Below are 19,156 nucleotides of genomic sequence, written 5' to 3'. Positions count from 1 at the left end.
GATTTTCCACGGACGGTCTCCCTTGTTTGAGATCTTCAACGACCTCATTCTGGCACATCACGATGCCGTCGGGGGCCGTCCACCCCAACACGTACCCAAAAGTACGCTCCGCTCCGGTTCTCGGTATCAGCCATTTCGACTTGGCCTGACCTGAATCTCAACACCTCAAAGCGTGACCAAATGAACTCCAACTCAAATGGCGTGCTTCAAGTCTTCTTTGGGCGTGTCATTGTCCCAGGACTGCCGCGGTGACAGGCCTGCCGCGTGACCCAGCAGATAGGGATGGTCGCGGTGGCGCGTCGCCAGCATCCGCTGGGCCGCTTCGATGATTTTCGGCGCCGGGACATTGGCGACCAGGCCGGTTGGACTTGCGTGGCGGGACTCGATCACGTCCACGCAATTGGAAAGCGGCCTCCAACGGGCCATATTGGCGCCGCCACTGACGATAACCATCGGCGTCATCACGGTCGCCATGAGATGTGCGACACCGCCTTCGGCGCCAATGTAAAGATCGGCAAACTCTCCGAGCGCCAGCAGAAAATCGCTGACATCGACACCCTCGACCGTGCTGGAATCGACAAGCTGCAGCTTCGGCACGCGTTGAGCCAGTTCAGCCATGTCCGGGCCGTCACCCGGGGTTTTCACATAGAGAAGATTTGCCCCGTCGGCGATCATGCTGTCGGAGATCGCGACAACCTGATCCGCCGTCATGCGTTTGCCGCCATCGCCATGCGCCGCGATAACGATCAAGGGAGCATGCTTGCCGTCCGCCAGGCCCCTGGCCGCTACCCGGGCGGCCGGGGTGGGCTCCAGCCGATGGTCGAAAGGCAACCGTTTGCCCGCAAGACGCTCGATGAGGCGGTGGTAGCGCCATGCGTTGCGCTCGGGTCGTGCTTCGGACCTTTGGCCAGGGCGCCAGGAAAGAGCGAAAGCCGGAAAGTTTGCTTCATAGGCAATGCCGCGACCGAGCAGCGAGCCCCAGGTCTGAAGCAGCCAACGCGCCGAGATGCGAAAATCGACAACGGCCAGTCGCCCCTTGCCCTTGCGATGACTGGCCACCAGACGCGCCAGGGGCGTTCGTACATTGATCGCATCGACGAGGTGGCCGGCATGGCGATCGAGGACATGTTCAAGGGACGACGAGCCGGTGGTTCCGTAGACGATAAAACTATCGGGGAACGCCGTTCTGGCGGCGCGCAAAGCCGGAATCCGGATCAATCCGTCGCCGAACGCGTCGTTGCGGGCATACAGGATGATCGTCTCATACCGAGCTGGCAGCATGCCTCGCTCCCCCGGGAGCCTGATGGTGGCGGTGCCTGTTAAGCCGCCCGCCTTCGAGGGGTTCTGTAGGATTTCACCTGTTGCCTGTCAACGAACCCCGGTCCTCAGGTCCGGGCAGCGGGTCGGCTTCTCTCCCACTCCGGCCGCAGTTGCGCCATGACCAGCTCGTCGCGGTGCACGCCTTTGAAAAACGCGCTGCCGCGCGCAATGCCCTCAGCCGTGAAGCCGACAGCTTCGTAGGCGCGACGGGCGCGATGATTGTCCGGGAAAAGGCCGATGCAGAGCCGATAGGCGTCGGTCTCGACGAAAACGCGATCGACCGCCGCCGCCAGAAGCATTCTGCCGTGGCCTTTGTCCTGGTGCGACGACGGCGATGCGCTTGACCAGCGTCACGCGTTCGACCGAGGCCCATTGGCGAAGGATCACGAAACCGATCGGCATGGAACCGTCGACACCGACGAAATAGGCATGGCTGTCGTCGAGAAGGGTCTCGCGATGACGCGCCTCGTCCCAGCGCCCGACCAAGGCGTCATAACCCTCGTGCCGTTCGGTCGCCATGAAGGGCAGGTCATTTTCGGTAGCGCGTAGAAGCTGGAAGTTCATCTCAGCCGGAGAAGCGCGGCGCCAGCTTTTCGATGCGGCGGATCATCGCCTGGAAATCCTCCAGGATGCGCTGGTGCAACTGCACCGCGACCTCGGGGTATTCCTCCAGGATGCGGCGGAACATCTTGCGACTGAGCCGTATGACTTCCGAGTCGATTTCGGCCGACGCGCTGGTCAGCCGGTTGGTGTCGGCGATCAATGCCAGTTCGCTCAGGATCGTACCGGGCCCCGCCGTGCCGATCGGGATGCGTTCGCCATCCTGCTCCCGATAGAGCACGATGCGCCCGCTGACCACGATATAGGCCGAATCGGCCTCGTCCTCCTCGCGGTAAAGCTTGTGGTTGGCACCCAGCCTAGTGTTCTCGGCGCCGAAGGCGAGCAGGCGCAACTGTTCCTGCGTGAAGCCCTCGAAGAGCCTCACGGCGGACAGGATGCGGATGTCGTCATCCAGCGCCATCTAGCTGTGTCCCCGAACGGTCAGTCCAATCCCTCCTCTACGAGTCGATCCCAGAAACCCCCTCCAACCGGATCGTACCCGAAAGCGGCCCCGCCCGACCGCTCATTGGATAATGAAATGTTTAAGGAACCAGCTTGTAGCCGCCGCTTTCTGTCACAAGAATTTCCGCATTGGAAGGATCGCGCTCGATCTTCTGGCGTAGCCGGTAGACATGGGTCTCCAGCGTGTGCGTGGTGACGCCGGAATTGTAGCCCCACACTTCCTCGAGCAGCACATCGCGCGTTACCACCTTCTGGTCGGCGCGATAGAGATATTTGATGATCGAGGCCTCTTTCTCCGTCAGCCGCACCTTGCCGCCGCGCGGGTCGATCAGCAGTTTCTGGCTGGGCTTGAAGGTGTACGGCCCCACCGAAAAGGTCGCGTCCTCGCTCTGCTCATGCTGGCGCAATTGCGCCCGAATGCGGGCGAGCAGCACGGCGAAGCGGAACGGTTTCGTCACATAGTCGTTGGCGCCGGCTTCGAGACCAAGAATCGTATCCGAATCGGTGTCGTGGCCGGTGAGCATGATAATGGGCGCCTTGTAGCCGCCCTTGCGCAGGATTTTCACCGCTTCGCGGCCATCCATGTCGGGCAGCCCGACGTCCATGATGAGCAGATCGATGAGGCCGCCGCGCGCTGCGGCGACACCTTTTGCCGCAGTCGATTCCTGCAGCACGTCGAATTCCTCGTAAAGGGACAATTGCTCGACCAGGGTGCCGCGCAGGTCGTCATCGTCGTCGACGATCAGAATGGTGCGTGAAGTCATGGATCAATCCGTTGTTTTGAAAAGAAAATTCAGTTGACCGCTGCCTGTTTATGCGGAAGCTGACCGGCACAACAGCCGATCACAGTGATTTGTTCCGTGGCACGATCATACAAGAAAAAACACGATCGCAATGCAGCCGGCGCAATTTTGCGAAAAGGGCTGCGCGTGCTGACCGTTCGCGCCAGGCCCGGCCATCCAAGCCAGGGCCTGCTGCAGGCCGGCAAAACGGTGTTTGCCTGTGCGCTGGGGCGGGGCGGCATCTCGGCCGACAAGCGCGAAGGCGACGGCGCGACGCCGCTGGCCTCGATGCGGATCCTGTCGGGATATTTCCGGGGAGATCAGTTCTCCAGCGGCCGCAAGACCCGTCTCGCGATGACGCCGATGGGGCCTGATCTGGGCTGGTGCGAAGTGCCTGACGACCGCAACTACAACAGGCCGGTCAAGATTCCCTATGGCGCCAGCCACGAACGCATGCGGCGCGACGACCGGCTTTATGACGCCTGCCTGGTGCTCGACTGGAACCTGGCGCCGCGCCGGCGCGGGCGTGGCAGCGCCATCTTCTTCCACCTGGCGCGTCCCGGCTTCACACCGACGCAAGGCTGTGTGGCGGTCACCGCGAAAACGATGGCCCGGCTGCTGCCGCTGCTGTCGGATCGGACGGTGGTGAGGGTGGTAAGGTAGGCAGTAGGCAGTAGGCAGTAGGCAGTAGGCAGTAGGCAGTAGGCAGTAGGCAGTAGGGCTACCTGTCGGCGCCGACCTAATTATCCCTACTCCCTATTTCCTACTGCCTATTCCCTAACCTTCGCGGCTGCTGCCAGCCGATGTCGAGAAGGCCGAGGCGGCCCATTTCGCGGTCCATGGCGCGTGCGATGTCCTTGCGCCTGGCGCCAACGTCGCGCAGTTGCCGATCCGACAGGTCTTCGACATTCTGGTGCGGGAGATTGATGGCGACCCGGGCGTGACGCAACCAGTCGAGGGTCTCGGTCAGCCAGGCCGGACGGCGTGTCGATGGGTTCAAAACGATGATGGACATGGCTTGATCCGTGCTCTCCAGATATCAAATCCGGCTTGATGATGTTTCGATGGTTGGATTATGCCGGATTGAAATCCCTGTGAGAAACGAGTAGTTTTCTCTGGATCATCAAGTTTTCTTTGAGGATAGAATGGCTCGCCTGCTGCCAGGAACTCGCGCCTTGAGGACGCTGGAGGCCGCGGCCCGGCACCTCAACTTCACCCGCGCCGCCGATGAGTTGGGGCTAACGCCGGCCGCCGTCAGCCATCAGGTCAAGGAAATCGAGGATCAGCTCGGACTGGTGTTGTTCACGCGCACCAGCCGCACCATCCGCCTGACCGAGGCGGGAACGGTGCTGTTCGAGGCCTCGACCGACGCGCTCGGTCTGCTTGGCCGGGCCGTCTCGCGGGCGCAAAAGCTGACGCGCGGCGCCGCGCTGCTGAAAGTGACTCTTGATGCGCAGTTCGCGTCAAAATGGCTGATGCGGCGCGTCGACGATTTTCGCAAGCATCAGCCCAATATCGAGCTGAGATTCGACATTGCCTACGAAGTGCGGGATTTCGAACTCGACGACGTCGATGTAGGCATCCGTTTTGGCGCCGGCAAATATCCGGGCCTTCGCGCCCACCGGCTGTTCGACAACATCCTCATTCCGGTGTGCAGCCCGAGCCTGTTGACGTCCGGTCCGCCATTGCGCGAGCCGCGCGATCTTTTCAATCACACGCTTGCCCATATCGAATGGTCGCGACAAGGCGTGACATGGCCGAACTGGCGGATGTGGATGGCGGCGGCCGGCGTCAACGACTTCGACGACAGCCGGACCGTGGTGTTCAAAAACTCAACCGATGCCGTCCAGGCAGCGCTCGACGGCAATGCCGTCGCGCTCGCCGATTTCGCCATGGTGGCGAACGACCTTTCCCAAGGAAGGCTGGTGCAGCCTTTTGAACTCGGCCTGCGGGTGGCGCCCGAGTTCGCCTATTTCCTGGTCTATCCCGAAAGTACCGCCGACGATCCGCGTATCGTCGCCTTTCGCGAATGGATTCTCGAGGAGGTCGCCAAGACGCGAACGTGACGATCGTGGCGTCAGGCTGCCGCGGCGCCGAACCAACCGATCACCGCGCCGATGATCAACAGCACGCCGAGCCAGTGGCCGCCGTCGATGAGGGTCAGGTCCCAGCCGAAATTCTCGTAGCGATGGTTGACCGAGAGCGTCGTGGCGACGAAGCCCAGCCAAAGCACGAAGCCGAAGACCAGGCCGGCAAGCAGTGTCGGCTCGCCGCCGGTTATCGCGCCGACGACCAGCGCCAATATGTACGCCATGACCAGTTCGGCGATGAAGCTGATGACGAAGGGCAGCGGCGATTTCTTCATCGTCGCCGGATCGAGCTTGGCGGCTTTCAGCCACGGCTTGCTCAGGCCCATGTACCAGGCGGCGCCAAACAGCCATGCCAGAATTGCGGCGGCGATCACCGCCAGCCAGTTCACTGCTGAAAAATCCATGAGCTTCCCCCTCCAGATGCGAACTTGATGGAACGCCTGTTCGGCGTTGGCGTCAAGCAAACCGCCAGACAGTCGTGCGCTTGACGAGCGCATCCTCCAGTGCCCGCGTGACGGCCACCTCATAGACCGCAAGCGGCTCCAGCCCTGCCTTCGGCATATACGACCGGCCGGGGTCGCCGACGAGAATCTCGGCGCCGCGCGCCTTCAGGGTTGCGAACCACGGCATCAGCCGATCGGCGAAGGATTTGTCGTAGAAAACATCGCCGGCCAGGATCACGTCCCAACCCGCATCGGTGCCGATGCAATCCGTGCCGAGGAATTCGATCCCGACATCATTGGCTTGCGCATTGAGCCGGATCGCGGTGGCACAGAACGGATCGATGTCGGTGGCGATCACCTTGGCCGCGCCTGCCTTGGCCGCGGCGATGGCGACAAGGCCGGAGCCGGAAGCGAAATCGAGCACGCGCTTGCCCCGCACCGTGCCGGGGCTGTCCAGGACATAGCGGGCAAGGCCCTGCCCGCCGGCCCAGGCAAACGCCCAGAAGGGCGGCGGCAGCCCGATTTCGATCAGCTCATCTTCGGTCCGCTGCCACAAATCATGTGCCTCGTCGGCGAGGCGCAGAAAAATTTCCGGCACATGCGGCGGCGCGATCAGCGCCGTGTTGTCGAGGATGAATTGTTTCGCGCTGTTCGGCGTCAGCGCCGTCACGGAGCCGGCGTCAAGCCGCCCATGCGGCAGACTTCCTTCCATTCGGCCGGCGTCACCGGCTGCACGGAAAGCCGCCCGAGCCGCACCAGCGCCATGTCGGCAAGCTTCGGATTGGCCTTGACCTCTTCCAGCGTCGGCGGGTTCGGCACATCCCTGACGGCGCGGATGTCGACGCATTCCCAGCGCGGGTCGTCGGTCGTGGTGTCGGGATGCGCCAACGCGCAGACCTCGGCGATGCCGACTACGTTCAGCCCCTCGTTGGAATGATAGAAGAAGCCGAGGTCGCCGATCTGCATCGCCTTCATGTTGTTGCGTGCGGCGTAGTTGCGCACGCCATCCCATTGCGTGCCGGCCTTGCCCTTGGCCTTCAGCGCCTCGAAGGAGAAGACCGAAGGTTCGGATTTGAACAGCCAGTAGTTCATGTCTTTTCTGCTCCTGATGGTCGCTCGCCGACGATCGGAATTAACTAGCCGCCGGCTTGTTGAACGTCCAGTTCCACGGGCGAATTTCGACGCTCTCGAACAGGCCGGCCTTGGCGTAGGGGTCGGCGGCAGAAAGGGCCTGTGCACCCGCCATGTCGAGCGCTTCGACGACGACGAGGCTGCCGTTGGGCTTGCCTTCGGCATCGAGGAACGGACCCGCAAAGCCCAGCTTCTTGTCGCCGTTCAGTCCTTCGAGAAAGGCGATATGCTCGGGCCGCGTGTCCAGCCGCACCTGCAGGCTTCCCGGCTTGTCCTTGCAAATCACAGCAAACAGCATGGTCTTTCTCCTGGTCTTGGGATCATCAATCGTTGGTTTCGGTCTTCAGCGGCCGGGTCATCAAGGCCGTCACAGCCTGCCGAATGGTGATGGTGCCGTCCAGTATGGCGGCGACGGCGGCAATGATCGGCGCGTCGATGTTGCGCTCGGTGGCGATGCGAGCGGCGATCGCCGCCGTCGGCACGCCCTCGGCCAGCGGCAACCCGGAAAGCTCCTTGCCTTGTCCTAGCGCCAGCCCATAGGCGAAGTTGCGCGACTGGGTCGACGAGCAGGTCAGCAACAGGTCGCCAAGCCCGGAAAGCCCCATCAAGGTCTCGGGCCTGGCGCCGAAGGCGGCACCGATGCGGCGCAGTTCGACAAAGCCGCGCGTCACCATGGCGGCCTGGGCGCTGGCGCCGAGCCCCGCACCGGTGACGGCACCTGCGGCAATGGCGAAGACGTTCTTCAAGGCGCCGCCGATCTCGACGCCGATCAGGTCGTCGTTCGAATAGCAGCGCAGATTCTCGGCGGAAAAGCGGGCGGCGAGATCGGCGGCCAAAACCTCGTCGCGGGCGGCGACCACAACGGCCGTCGGCAGGCCGCGGGCGACATCCCCGGCGAAGCTCGGACCCGACAAAGCGGCAACCGGATTTAGCGGCAGGATCTCTTCGACGATTGCCGACAGCAAGGCGCCAGTCTCGCTTTCGATGCCCTTGGCACACAAAACCAATGGGATACCGGCCGGCATATGGTCCTTCGCTACTGCCAGCGTAGCTCGCAGCGACTGCGCCGGCGTCACCGCAAGCACGCAATCGGCGCCGTCGAGCGCGGCTTGGATGTTGCTCGTCGCCACGATGCCGGCCTGGAGCGTAATGCCCGGCAGATAGCGTGGATTTTCGCTGCGGTCGATCGCGGCGACGGTCTCCGGGTCGCGCGCGTAAAGGCGGACGAAATGACCGGCGCGAAGCATGGCCAGCGCCAAGGCAGTGCCCCAGGCCCCGCCGCCGAGCACGGCAACGCGCCAGCCGGTTGGCGCTGTGTCGTTGCCGCTCATTGCCCCCTCGTTCATGCCTTTGCTCCGCGCCGGCCGGAGCCGACCATCGGGGTCGAGATGCTGTCCAGCGGCCAGCGCGAGCGCGGCACGAAATCGAAGCCGTTCTCCTGCGCCATGCCGATCCGCAGTCGTTCGATGCCGGCCCAGGCGATCATCGCCGCGTTGTCGGTGCAAAGTTTTAGCGGCGGCGCAATGAATGTGAAGCCGGACTCGGCGCAGAGCCGCTCCAGCATCGCCTTGATCGTACGGTTGGCGGCGACGCCGCCGGCAACGACCAGCGCCGGAGTCTTGGTGGCGGGAAATGTTTCTCGAAAACGGGCCAGCGCGCGAGAAACGCGGTCGGCCAGTGCATCGGCGACCGCCGCCTGGAACGAGGCGCAGATGTCGGCGACATCCTGGTCGCTCAAGGGCGCAATGGCGGTCGCCGCCTGGCGCACGGCGGTCTTCAATCCGGAGAAGGAGAAGTCGGGTTGCGCTGAGCCCTTCATCGGACGCGGAAAGGCGAAGCGCGAGGCATCGCCGGTTTGGGCTGCCTTCTCGACATTCGGTCCGCCGGGATAGGGCAGGCCGAGCATCTTGGCCGTCTTGTCGAAGGCTTCGCCGAGCGCGTCGTCGATGGTCGTTGCCCAGCGCTGATAGTCACTGACGCCGCGCACGGCAAGGATCTGCGTATGGCCGCCGGAGACGAGCAGCAACAGATAGGGAAAATCGAGCCCGTCGGTTAGCCGTGCCGTCAAGGCATGACCTTCGAGATGGTTGATGGCGATCAGCGGCTTGTTGGCCGCCGCGGCGATCGCCTTGGCCGTCATCAGCCCGACGATCAGCCCGCCGACCAGGCCAGGACCGGCGGTCGCGGCGATCGCGTCGATGTCGGCGAGCGCGACGCCCGAATCAGCAAGGGCCGCCTCGATGATGCCGTCCAGCGCCTCGACATGGGCGCGGGCCGCGATCTCCGGCACGACGCCGCCGAATGCGGCGTGTTCCTCGATCTGGCTAAGCACGATGTTGGACAGGATTTTTGGCGCGGCGTCGCCGTCTACCGCCACGACGCTGGCTGCGGTTTCGTCGCAACTCGTCTCTATGCCCAGAACGCGGATCAATTCGTCGCTATCCCAAGAGATTGTCTGTCGGGCCTTTCCCCGCTAGGAGAAAGGCCGGAAAAGGCCTCGGTTACTTTAGCCGCATTTCTGCGACGCCAAGTGGCTCCACTTGGCTGCAAAATGCTCAGGCCGGGGGGTATCACGGACCGCGCGCCATGCAAACAACCTTGAGAATCGGAACACGCGGCAGCCCACTGGCATTGGCACAGGCGCATGAAACGCAGGCGCGGCTGATGGCCGCGCACGGCATGCCGGCGGAGGCGTTCGAGGTCGTCGTCATTTCGACCAGCGGCGACCGCATCCAGGACCGGCCGCTGTCGGAAGCAGGCGGCAAGGGCCTGTTCACCAAGGAGATCGAGGAGGCGCTGCTAGCGGGCCGGATCGACATCGCCGTGCATTCGTCTAAGGACATGCCAACGCAACTGCCTGACGGTCTCGAACTCTCGGCCTTCCTGCCGCGCGAGGACGCGCGCGACGCCTTTGTCGGCAAGGCGGCGAAGACGATCGCAGACCTGCCGCAGGGGGCGAAGGTCGGCTCGTCGTCGCTGCGGCGGCAGGCGCTGATCCGCCGCATGCGGCCGGATCTCGACGTGGTGATGTTCCGCGGCAATGTGCAAACGCGCCTGCGCAAGCTTGACGAAGGCGTCGCCGCCGGCACCATCCTCGCCTATGCCGGGTTGAAGCGGCTCGGGCTCGAGCATGTCGTCACCGACCTGATGCCGCTCGACATCTTCCCGCCGGCGCCGGGGCAAGGCGCGATCTGCATCGAAACGCGTATCGGCGACCGCGACGTCGAAAAGATGCTGGCGGCTATCCATGATGTGCCGACCGGTCAAGCGCTGGCCTGCGAGCGCGCCTTCCTGGCGGCGCTCGACGGTTCCTGCCGCACGCCGATCGCTGGTTATGCGACGATCGAGGCCGGAAAACTGTCGTTCGCCGGACTGATCATCTCGCCCGACGGCACGCCGTCGCACACGGTCGAGCTGCAGGGACTGGCGCAGGACGCCGCCCGCATCGGCGATGAAGCCGCGCGGACGGTGCGGGCCAGGGCCGGCGAAAAGTTCTTCGACGGCTGGCTCTGAAATGCGCCGCGTCCTGGTGACGAGACCGGAACCGGGCGCCTCGCGCACAGCGCGGCAACTCGAGCAGACAGGCTTCCAGCCGGTCCTGTTGCCCTTGACCGAAACGGTGGCTTTGCCGGTCGATGGCGGAGTGGTTCCAGACGATGCCGTCGCCGTGGCCGTCACCAGCGCCAATGCCGTGCGCCATGCGCCGAAGGAAATCATCGCGGCGCTCGCCGCGTTGCCTTGCCACGCCGTCGGCGAAAGGACGGCGCAAGCCGCGCGCGAAGCGGGGTTTTTGTCGGTCAGCGAAGGCCCGGGCAATGCCGAAGCGCTTGCCGACAGCCTTGCTGGTGATCTCTCGGGCAAGACCATCGTCTATCTCTGTGGACGCGTGCGGTTTCCGGCATTCGAACAGAGGCTGACGACGGCGGACGTTAGGGTCCGTGCGGTCGAGACATATGACACACCAGCGGTGGGTTATTCGGACGAGGCCATCCTTGAGCGGCTGTCCGGCCAACCTGCCGATGCGGTGCTGCTTTATTCAGCCAAGGCGGCCGCCGCGATGCAGGTGCTGGCCAGGCGGCCCGCTCTGCAAGGGCTGTTTGAAAAGACGTGGTTTTTTGCTCTTTCCGCCCGCATCGCGGCAGTGCTCGACGATGTCGCCGGCGAAAGAACCCGCATCGCCGCGCAGCCTGACGAGGAAGCCCTGCTGGCGCTTTTGCAGGCGCGGCTCTGACCCGCGTCATCACACCGCCCCTTTTCACCGCTTGGTGATGTGCTAGACCCTTTCTGAACCATCATGCGCCGCCAGGCGTTGAGACGAAGCGAATTGTGCGGAGCCAGGAATGGTCAAGACGCCGAAGATGCGACACTCGAAAAGCCGCCGCGAGCCGGTGACCATCGATCTGGAGCCGGGCGCCGTTTCACGCGTCGCCGACGAGGATGCCGCCGAGCCTCAGACAGACGAGGCGAAGGCCGAGGAAGCAGCGAATGCTTCGCAGCCCGAGGTTCCCGAAGAGCCGGTGCATGCCGACCAGACCGACCTCGAGCCCTGGGAGCATGCCGACGCCCAGGCCGAATCGGAGCAGTCGGCGGCGACAGGCAAGGGCGGCAGTGAGGCTGAACTCCCCTATCCCGGATCATCCGATGATCCCGGATCATCCAACGATCCCGGATCGTCCGACGCGCCGGCCGGCAAAACCAAAGCCTACGACTACAATTTCGAGGACGCATCGGCGAAGCCCACGCAAACCGACGGCATCAAGGCCAAAACCGAGACACGGGACGAGAAAATTGCGCCCCCAGCAACGCGTGGCGGCCTCAACGGCATCGCTGCCGGCATCATCGGTGGTGTCATCGCGCTGGTCGGCGCCGGCGGGCTGCAATTTGCCGGCCTGCTCGGCGCGCCGGGCTCCGGCGCCAGTGTCTCGCTCGACGGCGTCAACGGCGAGATTGCTTCGCTGAAGAGCGAAATCGCCGGATTGAAGGAGGCTGGCGGCAACAGCGATGCAGCAGCCAAGGTGGTCGGGCTGTCTTCGGGCCTGGAGCAGGTCAAGGCCGATGTCGCGGCGCTGAAATCGGCGGTCGAGAAAGGTGGAGCAGGCGACACCGCCGGGCTCGCCGCACTAGGCGACAAGATCAAGCAGATCGAAACGGCGGTCGCAGCCCTCGGCAAGGCCGGCGGCACGGCGCCGGTCGATCTCGGCCCGCTCAACGAAAAACTGGCTGGTCTCGACGCGCAGGTTAAGTCCGCGGGCGAGGCGACGACGGCGCAGGACGGCCGGCTGACCGCACTGGAGCAATCGGTGTCGCAGCTGTCCGGAAAGGTCGACGCGGCGGCCGGACAGCCGAAGATCGCGCTTGCCATCGCCGCGTCGGCGCTCAAGGCAGCGCTCGACCGTGGCGCGCCGTTCTCGGCCGAACTCGAAACCTTTGCCGCGATTTCGCCTGAAGCGCCGCAGCTTGCGGCACTGCGCCCGTACGCCGAAAAGGGCGTTCCGACCCGCGCCGAGATCGCATCGCAAGCGGATGCCGCCGCCAGTGCCATGGTCGCTGCCGCGACGCCGGTCGATGAGAATGCCGGCTTCTTCCAGAGCCTGGTGTCGAGCGCGAAATCGTTGGTTCAGGTGCGGCCGGTAGGCCCCATTGAGGGCAAGGGCGCGCCGGAAACCGTGGCGCGGATGGAAGTGGCGGTCAACCAGGGCGACTACGCCAAGGCGCTCAGCGAATACGACACGCTGCCGGACGCCGTAAAGGTCGCCGGCGCAGACTTTGCCGGCAAACTGAAGGCGCGGCTCGACGTCGAAAAGCAGATCGACGCGCTGGTTGCCAGTGCGATGAAGGCATGAGGACGACACGATGATCCGCATCCTCGTCTTCCTCGCCGTCGTCTTCGCGCTCGGGCTTGGCTTTGCCTGGCTGGCCGATCGTCCGGGCGACATGGTCGTCACCTTCAACGGCTATCATTACAAGATCTCGCTGATGGTGGCGGCGGTGGCCGTCGTCGCTGTGGTGGCCGCAGTGATGATCCTGTGGTGGCTGCTCAAGTCGCTGTGGAACAGCCCCTACACAATCTCGCGCTATTTCCGCGTCCGCCGCCGCGACCGTGGCTATCAGGCGCTGTCGACTGGCATGATCGCCGCCGGCGCTGGTGACGGCGCGCTGGCCCGCAAGAAGACCAAGGAAGCGGCCAAGCTGATCCGCTCCGACCAGGAGCCGCTGATCCATCTGCTGGAGGCGCAGGCGTCGCTGCTCGAAGGCGATCATGAAGGGGCGCGGCAGAAATTCGAGAGCATGCTCGACGATCCCGAAATGCGGCTGCTCGGCCTGCGCGGGCTCTATCTCGAAGCCGAACGGCTCGGCGACCGCAACGCCGCCAGGCACTATGCCGGCCGCGCCGCGGTGATGGCGCCGCAACTGGCCTGGGCCGCCGAATCGACGCTGGAAGAGTTGACCGCGCGCGGCGACTGGGATGGTGCGCTGAAACTGGTCGACGCGCAGAAATCGACACGGCAGATCGAACGCGACGCCGCCAACCGCCGCCGCGCCGTGCTGTTGACCGCCAAGGCGCAGGCGCTTGCCGACAGCGATCCCGCTGCCGCCAGAACCGCGGCGATCGAGGCCAACCGGCTCGCCCCCAACTTCGCCCCCGCCGCCGTTGCCGCCGCCACTGCTCTGTTCAAGCAGAACGACGTGCGCAAGGGCTCAAAGATCCTCGAGGCGGCGTGGAAGGCCGAGCCGCACCCGGAGGTCGCCGAACTCTATACCCATGCAAGGCCTGGCGACGCCGTGCTCGACCGCCTCAACCGGGCGAAGAAGCTGCAGGAGATGAAGAAGAACCACGCCGAGTCGTCGATGACGGTGGCACGCGCGGCGCTCGACGCGCAGGATTTCTCGACCGCCCGCCGCGAGGCCGAGGCCGCGATCCGGATGGATCGCCGCGAGGGCGCCTATCTGCTGCTCGCCGACATCGAGGAGGCCGAGACCGGCGATCAGGGCAAGGTGCGGCAGCTTTTGTCCAGGGCGGTACGGGCGCCGCGCGATCCGGCCTGGGTCGCCGACGGCGTGGTGTCCGAGCGCTGGGCGCCGGCATCGCCGATCACCGGCCGGCTCGACGCCTTCGAGTGGCGCGCGCCAATGGAGCGTCTCGGCCAGTTGATCGACAGCCAAGACGATGCACCAGCCAGTGCGGCGCCGGTCATCGAAGCACTGGCAAAGCCGACGAGCGAAAAAAGGCCGGTCGAGGTGATCGATGAAACCCGCCCGGCCGAGACGGCGAGCAAGGACGCCGGGAGCCACGAGGATCATGTCAGGCCGATCACGGCAGCGGCCTTCGCCGCGGTGCCGACCGATGCTGAGGGCGTCGAGCCGGCCGAGGAGCTTGCGCGGCTGCCGGACGATCCCGGCGTCGATCCGGACGAGGAAGCGGAAAAATCGCCGCGCCGGTTTCGGCTGTTTTGAATTGGGCCGGCCGTCAGGCCCCTCTGACTCAAGAAGATAGAGCATGATGTCGTCCGAAAACCGCTTCACACTTTTCGGCATCATGCTCTGAGGAATGGATCTATGTTTGAACGCGTTCTGTCATTTCTCAGGGATTTGCCGGCTGGCGCCGGTACGCAGTCCAGCATCGACGATCCGCGCGTTGCGGCTTCGGCGCTCCTCTACCATGTGATGAACGCCGATGGCGTGCGCCAGGATGTCGAGTGGGAGCGGTTCAAGGCGGTGCTGGCGCAGAGCTACTCGATTGGCGGCGCGGAACTCGAAGCGCTTGCCGCCGCCGGCGAGCGGGCCGACAATGAGGCGATCGATCTCTATGCCTTCACCAGTGTCTTGAAGCGTCACCTCGATGCCGATGCGCGCAAGGCTTTTATCGGCTTGATGTGGGAGATCGTCTATGCCGATGGCGAGCTGCACGAGCTGGAAGATAATACGGTCTGGCGCGTCGCCGAGCTGATCGGCGTCGAACGCCGCGACCGCGTCGAGGCGCGGCGCAAGGCGGCCGCACTTGCACCTGGCGCCACCGGAACATCGAGCGACGAATAGGATTTTCGCCTTCCCATGCCGCGCCAGACGAGTTCGAAGCCAAAGATCCTGATCGTGCTGCATCAGGAGAATTCGAGCCCCGGACGCGTCGGCCACATGCTGCTGGAAGAAGGTTTCGATCTCGACATCCGCCGTCCGCCGCTGGGTGATACCTTGCCGGACACGCTGGACGGCCACGCCGGCACGGTGGTGTTCGGCGGGCCGATGAGCGCCAATGACGAGGACGAGTTCGTCCGCCGCGAGACCAACTGGCTGGAAATCCCGCTGAGGGAGAACCGGCCATGTCTCGGCATCTGCCTTGGCGCGCAGATGCTGGTCAACCATCTCGGCGGCAAGGTCGAGGGCCACGGCGACGGGCTGGTCGAGATCGGCTGGTACCCGCTGAAGGCGACCGAGGCCGGCAAGCAATTGATGCACTGGCCGGAGATGGTCTATCAGTTCCACCGCGAGGGCTTTTCGCTGCCCAGGGACGCGACGCTGCTGGCCACGGCCGAGACCTATCCCAACCAGGCTTTCCGCTATGGCGACAATGCCTGGGGCATCCAGTTCCATGGCGAGTTGACCAGGGTGATGATGCAGCGCTGGGTGGTGCGCGGCGCGCATCGCTTCGAGTTGCCGGGCGCGCAGCCCGGCCGCGACCATCTCGGCGGCCGGCTGATCTGGGACATGCATCTCAAGCGCTGGCTGGACGAGTTCCTGCGGGTGATTTTCGGCAAGCCAAGCAATAGCTAAGGTTCAAGCACCGGCCGCAGGAAGCTGCGCTCATAGCTGAGAATGCTGCGATTGCGTTTTTCCATTTCAAACACTTCCTGGCATTCCGGGTCGGCAGCCATCCGTTTGCGATAGTCCTCGTAGTCGGCAAGGCTCGGGAAGCTGAACATCGCATAAGCGATATTGTTGGCTCCCTCGCTCGGAAGGAAATAGCCATGATGGTTTCCGCCGAGACGATTGACCAGACCTATCCAGCGACGGCCATAATCTTCAAACTCAGCAAGCTTGTACGGGTCAATGATATATTTCAAGTAGCAAGTGATCATGAGAGCTCCTGTGGCATGGGTGAGGCATGTCGGCTGTCAACCTTAAAAGGATCAGTTTCGCCCGTTGAGGTGGCGGACCTTGCGCAGTTGCGGGAACAGCACCATCCACAATCCGGCGACCGCGATCGCGCCGACGCCGCCGACCACGACGGCCGGCACCGTGCCGATCAGTACTGCCATCGTTCCGGCGCGGAATTCGCCGACCTCGTTTGAGGCGCCGACGAAGACCTGGTTGACGGCATTGACACGGCCGCGCACCTCATCGGGCGTCCACAGCTGGATCAGCGTTTCCCTGATATAGACGCTGAACATGTCGGTGGCGCCAAGGAAGGCAAGGGCTGCGATCGACAGCCAGGTGATGGTCGACAGGCCGAACAGCACGGTGAAGGCGCCAAACGCCGCGACGAAGCCGAGCATGATCTTGCCGGCATTGTCTCGCAGCGGGTGACCGGCAAGCCAGACGGCAACGCAGATGGCGCCGATGCCGGGCGCCGAGCGAAGCAGGCCGAGTCCCCAAGGGCCGAGTTCCAGAATATCGCGGGCGTAGACCGGCAGCAGCGCCGAAGCGCCAGACAAAAGCACGGCGAACAGATCGAGCGAGATGGCGCCGAGCACGATCTTCTCGCTCCAGATATAGCGAAAACCGGCAAAAAGCGTTTCCATCGTCGGCTTGTCGGTGACCCCCTGCTGGGCGGGCTTGGGAATGGTGAAGATCAGCAGGCCGGCCACGAGCATCAACACAGAGGCCACTCCGTATGCGATCTCGGCCGAGACACCATAAAGAAGGCCGCCAGCAACCGGGCCGACGATAGTCGCCGTCTGCCAGGCGGATGAATTCCAGGCAATCGCGTTGCCGAAATCCTCAGGCGGCACCAGATTGGCGAATAGCGACGACGAGGCCGGTCCATAAAAGGCGCGCGCCATACCGAATAGCGCGAGTACGACGAAGATCGGCAGCGGGCTGACGAGGCCGCGTAGCGTGAAGTACAGGAGAACAAGCGCACAGCATGCCTCGATGACCGTCGCCAAAGCCATGATCAGCCGGCGGCCGAAACGGTCGGCGACGACGCCAGTGACCAGCACCAAGAGGAGCGACGGCAGGAACTGGACGATGCCGACAATGCCGAGATCGAAGGGATCTCGCGTCAAATCATAGATCTGCCAGCCGACAGCGACGGACACGATCATGGTGGCGAAAGTGGTGAGGAAACGCGCTGCCCAATAGCTCAGGAAGGAGCGGTGACGGAACGCGGCATAGCGCTGATCAGATGATAGATGGGATGTCATAGATATGGCCCCGTTGCGATGGCATCGGCCGGCGGGGCACTTCCCGGATGGGCGCTGTTCCGAACCAATGAAACTTTAGCTCAGTTCGCCGCGCATATGCGTTAAAATCTGTGCTGGATCAAGAAATTTTCAACCTGCTCCATCGACCGCACGGGGAAGTTACTGCCGCAGAGCGGTGGAGATGGCGTCGAGGCCGCCGCTCAATTCGGCTTCCGTCGGCCAGCCGAAGCCGATGCGGAAGAAGCGCTTCTCCATCTCGAACCAGTGGCCGGGTCCGACATAGGTGCCGTGGTTCTCCAGCAGGTTCACATAGAACCGGTCGAGGTCGAAACCGGGACCGACATTCAGGCGCGGGAAGCCGACGACGCCACCTTCCGGCCGCACCCAGTCGACCAGCGGCTCGCGGTCGATCCAGGCCTGGACGATGTCGCGCCGCTTCGCCATTTCGGGCAGCAGCGTCGCCAGGAAGGCGTCGCGGCGCTCGAGCATGCCGCGCGCGATGCCTTCGTCGATGACGCTGCCGCAAATGCCGATCTGTTCCTTGGCGGCGAGGAACTTCTCCTGAAGCTCCGCATCCCTGGTGATCAGCCAGCCGATGCGGATACCGGGGATGCCGAAGGCCTTGGACAGCGACGAGACGCTGATCGCCTTCGGGCTCAGCGATGCCGCCGACGGCAGCCGCTTGCCATAGGAAAGGTCGCGGTAGGTCTCGTCGACCAGCAGATGGCAGTTGCTGCTTTCGGCGAGCGCCACCAGCGCATCGAGTTCGGTTCGGCTCATCATCGTGCCGGTCGGGTTGTGCGGGCAGGTGACGCTGATCAGCCTGGTGTTCGGCTGGATCGCCGCCTTGACGCGTTCGACATCGATGGCGAAGCCTTCCTCGAAGGCCAGGTCGACAAAGCTGATGGCGCAGCCGATCGCCCTTGGGGTTTCGATGTTGGTGGCGTAGTTGGGCCTGATGACGACGAGATGGTCGTTCGCCGACAAAAGCGAGGTCGAGATGATGAACAGCGCGCCGGCGGCACCGGCGGTGACCAGGACATCATCTGATGAAATGCCGGCGTCCTGCGCCGCAATCAGCGCGCGCAACGCCTTGTCGCCGCGATGCTCGCCATAGAACAGCGTCAGATCAGGCAGTGACAGGCCGATGTCGGAGAGCTTCTGGTCGGCGATCGAACTTTCGGAGAGATTGTAACGGATGCGGTCGTAGCCGTACTCCTCCGGCGCCTCTTTCTCGATCACCATCCTGGTGTAGTTCATGGCTTCCCCCAGAGACCTTGTCCGATCCATCCAAGCCATAAAAACATGAAGCCTGCCAAGGCGGATTCGCCGGCAGGCTCCAATCAATTTATTGGCTCAGAGCCAAATTGAGTCTTTGCCTCAGGCTGAAACCTTGGCCTTCCTGCCCTTGGCTGGTGCCTTCACGGGGGCGGCCTTGCGGCCGAGGCCGATCGACTTCGCCAGCAGCGAACGCGAGGCGGCATAGTTGGGGGCGACCATCGGATAGTCCGACGGCAAGCCCCATTTGGCGCGGTAGGCGTCCGGCGTCAGGCCGAAATGCACGCCGAGATGACGCTTCAGCGATTTGAACTTCTTGCCGTCTTCGAGGCAGATGATGAAATCCGGTGTCACCGACTTCTTGGGATTGACGGCGGGGACCAGGGGGGCAGCCACCGGAGCCACCGGCTTGCCGAGCCCGCTTATCGACGCGCTGACGCTGGCGATGAGGTCGGGCAGGCCGGAGGCGGGCAAGCGGTTCTTCTCGACGTAAGCAGACACGATGTGGGCGGTCAGCTCGAGCAGGTCGATGTCTTTACGGGCACTGTTGCTATCGTCGGTCACTCTATTTCTCCGTCTAAAGCGAATGACCTGAAAATCGGATTCGATTCCCGGAAAGGATCATGCGCAAAATCAAAATGCTACGGCGTCCTCTGTGCATCCACGGGACGGGTGGCGTTGTTGTGGCG

General features: G+C 63.8%; 23 protein-coding genes. 8 read left to right on the top strand and 15 right to left on the bottom strand.

Annotated elements, in window-relative coordinates:
• Positions 1-192: 192 nt before the first annotated feature.
• The 4 genes from NKI38_RS13595 to NKI38_RS13580 form a co-directional block, all read right to left on the bottom strand.
• Positions 193-1,281, bottom strand: a complete 1,089-nt coding sequence (locus tag NKI38_RS13595; RefSeq protein ID WP_352658337.1) for a glycosyltransferase family 9 protein — start codon at positions 1,279-1,281, stop codon at positions 193-195.
• Positions 1,282-1,385: 104 nt separating this feature from the next.
• A complete protein-coding gene (locus NKI38_RS13590) occupies positions 1,386-1,619 on the bottom strand; it encodes a GNAT family N-acetyltransferase (RefSeq protein WP_352658335.1) in 234 nt (77 codons plus the stop codon).
• A 266-nt stretch (positions 1,620-1,885) separates the two neighbouring features.
• Positions 1,886-2,341, bottom strand: a complete 456-nt coding sequence (locus NKI38_RS13585) for a Crp/Fnr family transcriptional regulator (RefSeq protein WP_352658333.1) — start codon at positions 2,339-2,341, stop codon at positions 1,886-1,888.
• Positions 2,342-2,462: 121 nt separating this feature from the next.
• Positions 2,463-3,146 carry a response regulator transcription factor gene (locus NKI38_RS13580; RefSeq protein WP_352630848.1) on the bottom strand — a complete coding sequence of 228 codons (684 nt, stop codon included), beginning with the start codon at positions 3,144-3,146 and terminating at the stop codon, positions 2,463-2,465.
• Positions 3,147-3,311: 165 nt separating this feature from the next.
• On the opposite strand from NKI38_RS13580, the gene NKI38_RS13575 reads away from it, so the two are divergent.
• A complete protein-coding gene (locus NKI38_RS13575; protein ID WP_352658331.1) occupies positions 3,312-3,827 on the top strand; it encodes a L,D-transpeptidase family protein in 516 nt (171 codons plus the stop codon).
• 100 nt (positions 3,828-3,927) lie between these two features.
• Here the strand turns inward: NKI38_RS13575 and NKI38_RS13570 are convergent, their stop codons facing one another.
• Positions 3,928-4,179, bottom strand: coding sequence for a hypothetical protein (locus NKI38_RS13570; protein WP_352630853.1), 252 nt, complete (start codon positions 4,177-4,179; stop codon positions 3,928-3,930).
• Between the two features lie 130 nt (positions 4,180-4,309).
• Between NKI38_RS13570 and gcvA the strand changes: the two genes are divergently transcribed.
• Positions 4,310-5,230 carry a transcriptional regulator GcvA gene (gene gcvA / locus NKI38_RS13565; protein ID WP_352658329.1) on the top strand — a complete coding sequence of 307 codons (921 nt, stop codon included), beginning with the start codon at positions 4,310-4,312 and terminating at the stop codon, positions 5,228-5,230.
• Positions 5,231-5,241: 11 nt separating this feature from the next.
• Here gcvA and NKI38_RS13560 read toward each other — a convergent pair whose 3' ends face one another.
• Genes NKI38_RS13560 through tsaD form a run of 6 tightly spaced genes read right to left on the bottom strand, consistent with a single transcriptional unit; the run spans position 5,242 to position 9,256 of the window.
• A complete protein-coding gene (locus tag NKI38_RS13560; RefSeq protein WP_352658327.1) occupies positions 5,242-5,658 on the bottom strand; it encodes a DUF1761 domain-containing protein in 417 nt (138 codons plus the stop codon).
• Between the two features lie 52 nt (positions 5,659-5,710).
• Positions 5,711-6,409 carry a class I SAM-dependent methyltransferase gene (locus NKI38_RS13555; RefSeq protein ID WP_352658326.1) on the bottom strand — a complete coding sequence of 233 codons (699 nt, stop codon included), beginning with the start codon at positions 6,407-6,409 and terminating at the stop codon, positions 5,711-5,713.
• Positions 6,364-6,789 carry an EVE domain-containing protein gene (locus NKI38_RS13550; protein WP_352630861.1) on the bottom strand — a complete coding sequence of 142 codons (426 nt, stop codon included), beginning with the start codon at positions 6,787-6,789 and terminating at the stop codon, positions 6,364-6,366. Before NKI38_RS13550 ends, NKI38_RS13555 begins: the two co-directional genes overlap by 46 nt.
• A 40-nt stretch (positions 6,790-6,829) precedes the next feature.
• Positions 6,830-7,126 (bottom strand): YciI-like protein, encoded by a 297-nt coding sequence (locus NKI38_RS13545; protein WP_352658325.1) that lies wholly within the window; start codon positions 7,124-7,126, stop codon positions 6,830-6,832.
• Positions 7,127-7,151: 25 nt separating this feature from the next.
• Positions 7,152-8,174, bottom strand: coding sequence for an NAD(P)H-dependent glycerol-3-phosphate dehydrogenase (locus tag NKI38_RS13540; protein ID WP_352658324.1), 1,023 nt, complete (start codon positions 8,172-8,174; stop codon positions 7,152-7,154).
• On the bottom strand, positions 8,171-9,256 hold the full coding sequence (tsaD, locus tag NKI38_RS13535) for a tRNA (adenosine(37)-N6)-threonylcarbamoyltransferase complex transferase subunit TsaD (RefSeq protein ID WP_352658346.1): 1,086 nt from the start codon (positions 9,254-9,256) through the stop codon (positions 8,171-8,173). Before tsaD ends, NKI38_RS13540 begins: the two co-directional genes overlap by 4 nt.
• A 158-nt stretch (positions 9,257-9,414) precedes the next feature.
• On the opposite strand from tsaD, the gene hemC reads away from it, so the two are divergent.
• From hemC to NKI38_RS13505, 6 genes are all read left to right on the top strand, one after another.
• Positions 9,415-10,341 (top strand): hydroxymethylbilane synthase, encoded by a 927-nt coding sequence (gene hemC / locus NKI38_RS13530; RefSeq protein ID WP_352658322.1) that lies wholly within the window; start codon positions 9,415-9,417, stop codon positions 10,339-10,341.
• A gap of 1 nt (position 10,342) precedes the next feature.
• Positions 10,343-11,059: a uroporphyrinogen-III synthase gene (locus NKI38_RS13525; protein WP_352658320.1), complete on the top strand. Its 717-nt coding sequence runs from the start codon at positions 10,343-10,345 to the stop codon at positions 11,057-11,059.
• Positions 11,060-11,168: 109 nt separating this feature from the next.
• Positions 11,169-12,671 (top strand): COG4223 family protein, encoded by a 1,503-nt coding sequence (locus tag NKI38_RS13520; protein WP_352658318.1) that lies wholly within the window; start codon positions 11,169-11,171, stop codon positions 12,669-12,671.
• A gap of 10 nt (positions 12,672-12,681) precedes the next feature.
• Positions 12,682-14,283: a heme biosynthesis protein HemY gene (locus NKI38_RS13515; RefSeq protein ID WP_352658316.1), complete on the top strand. Its 1,602-nt coding sequence runs from the start codon at positions 12,682-12,684 to the stop codon at positions 14,281-14,283.
• A 102-nt stretch (positions 14,284-14,385) separates the two neighbouring features.
• Complete coding sequence (locus tag NKI38_RS13510) at positions 14,386-14,865, top strand: tellurite resistance TerB family protein (protein ID WP_352630874.1); 480 nt, start codon at positions 14,386-14,388, stop codon at positions 14,863-14,865.
• Between the two features lie 15 nt (positions 14,866-14,880).
• On the top strand, positions 14,881-15,597 hold the full coding sequence (locus tag NKI38_RS13505) for a glutamine amidotransferase (RefSeq protein ID WP_352658315.1): 717 nt from the start codon (positions 14,881-14,883) through the stop codon (positions 15,595-15,597).
• Here NKI38_RS13505 and NKI38_RS13500 read toward each other — a convergent pair.
• The 4 genes from NKI38_RS13500 to NKI38_RS13485 form a co-directional block, all read right to left on the bottom strand.
• Positions 15,594-15,902 carry an NIPSNAP family protein gene (locus tag NKI38_RS13500; protein WP_352658313.1) on the bottom strand — a complete coding sequence of 103 codons (309 nt, stop codon included), beginning with the start codon at positions 15,900-15,902 and terminating at the stop codon, positions 15,594-15,596. The two genes, NKI38_RS13505 and NKI38_RS13500, sit on opposite strands and share 4 nt — an antisense overlap.
• A gap of 51 nt (positions 15,903-15,953) precedes the next feature.
• Complete coding sequence (locus tag NKI38_RS13495; protein ID WP_352658311.1) at positions 15,954-17,189, bottom strand: MFS transporter; 1,236 nt, start codon at positions 17,187-17,189, stop codon at positions 15,954-15,956.
• A 159-nt stretch (positions 17,190-17,348) separates the two neighbouring features.
• Positions 17,349-18,449 carry an aminotransferase class I/II-fold pyridoxal phosphate-dependent enzyme gene (locus NKI38_RS13490; RefSeq protein WP_352658309.1) on the bottom strand — a complete coding sequence of 367 codons (1,101 nt, stop codon included), beginning with the start codon at positions 18,447-18,449 and terminating at the stop codon, positions 17,349-17,351.
• Between the two features lie 120 nt (positions 18,450-18,569).
• The gene (locus NKI38_RS13485) at positions 18,570-19,031 is read right to left on the bottom strand and encodes a Ros/MucR family transcriptional regulator (RefSeq protein ID WP_352658308.1); all 462 of its coding nucleotides are present in this window, start codon (positions 19,029-19,031) and stop codon (positions 18,570-18,572) included.
• Positions 19,032-19,156 lie beyond the last annotated feature (125 nt).

Source organism: Mesorhizobium sp. M0621, assembly GCF_040320745.1.
Lineage (GTDB): Bacteria > Pseudomonadota > Alphaproteobacteria > Rhizobiales > Rhizobiaceae > Mesorhizobium.
This window is presented reverse-complemented; position numbering and strand designations above follow the sequence as displayed.

Coding starts and splice junctions, on each gene's coding strand:
- NKI38_RS13495 (WP_352658311.1), bottom strand. CDS start 17,189: ATGACATCCCATCTATCATCTGATCAGCGCTATGCCGCGTTCCGTCAC.
- NKI38_RS13560 (WP_352658327.1), bottom strand. CDS start 5,658: ATGGATTTTTCAGCAGTGAACTGGCTGGCGGTGATCGCCGCCGCAATT.
- NKI38_RS13590 (WP_352658335.1), bottom strand. CDS start 1,619: ATGCTTCTGGCGGCGGCGGTCGATCGCGTTTTCGTCGAGACCGACGCC.
- NKI38_RS13555 (WP_352658326.1), bottom strand. CDS start 6,409: ATGGAAGGAAGTCTGCCGCATGGGCGGCTTGACGCCGGCTCCGTGACG.
- NKI38_RS13515 (WP_352658316.1), top strand. CDS start 12,682: ATGATCCGCATCCTCGTCTTCCTCGCCGTCGTCTTCGCGCTCGGGCTT.
- NKI38_RS13525 (WP_352658320.1), top strand. CDS start 10,343: ATGCGCCGCGTCCTGGTGACGAGACCGGAACCGGGCGCCTCGCGCACA.
- NKI38_RS13510 (WP_352630874.1), top strand. CDS start 14,386: ATGTTTGAACGCGTTCTGTCATTTCTCAGGGATTTGCCGGCTGGCGCC.
- NKI38_RS13585 (WP_352658333.1), bottom strand. CDS start 2,341: ATGGCGCTGGATGACGACATCCGCATCCTGTCCGCCGTGAGGCTCTTC.
- NKI38_RS13505 (WP_352658315.1), top strand. CDS start 14,881: ATGCCGCGCCAGACGAGTTCGAAGCCAAAGATCCTGATCGTGCTGCAT.
- NKI38_RS13500 (WP_352658313.1), bottom strand. CDS start 15,902: ATGATCACTTGCTACTTGAAATATATCATTGACCCGTACAAGCTTGCT.
- NKI38_RS13580 (WP_352630848.1), bottom strand. CDS start 3,146: ATGACTTCACGCACCATTCTGATCGTCGACGACGATGACGACCTGCGC.
- NKI38_RS13595 (WP_352658337.1), bottom strand. CDS start 1,281: ATGCTGCCAGCTCGGTATGAGACGATCATCCTGTATGCCCGCAACGAC.
- NKI38_RS13570 (WP_352630853.1), bottom strand. CDS start 4,179: ATGTCCATCATCGTTTTGAACCCATCGACACGCCGTCCGGCCTGGCTG.
- NKI38_RS13540 (WP_352658324.1), bottom strand. CDS start 8,174: ATGAACGAGGGGGCAATGAGCGGCAACGACACAGCGCCAACCGGCTGG.
- gcvA (WP_352658329.1), top strand. CDS start 4,310: ATGGCTCGCCTGCTGCCAGGAACTCGCGCCTTGAGGACGCTGGAGGCC.
- NKI38_RS13520 (WP_352658318.1), top strand. CDS start 11,169: ATGGTCAAGACGCCGAAGATGCGACACTCGAAAAGCCGCCGCGAGCCG.
- NKI38_RS13550 (WP_352630861.1), bottom strand. CDS start 6,789: ATGAACTACTGGCTGTTCAAATCCGAACCTTCGGTCTTCTCCTTCGAG.
- NKI38_RS13490 (WP_352658309.1), bottom strand. CDS start 18,449: ATGAACTACACCAGGATGGTGATCGAGAAAGAGGCGCCGGAGGAGTAC.
- NKI38_RS13545 (WP_352658325.1), bottom strand. CDS start 7,126: ATGCTGTTTGCTGTGATTTGCAAGGACAAGCCGGGAAGCCTGCAGGTG.
- hemC (WP_352658322.1), top strand. CDS start 9,415: ATGCAAACAACCTTGAGAATCGGAACACGCGGCAGCCCACTGGCATTG.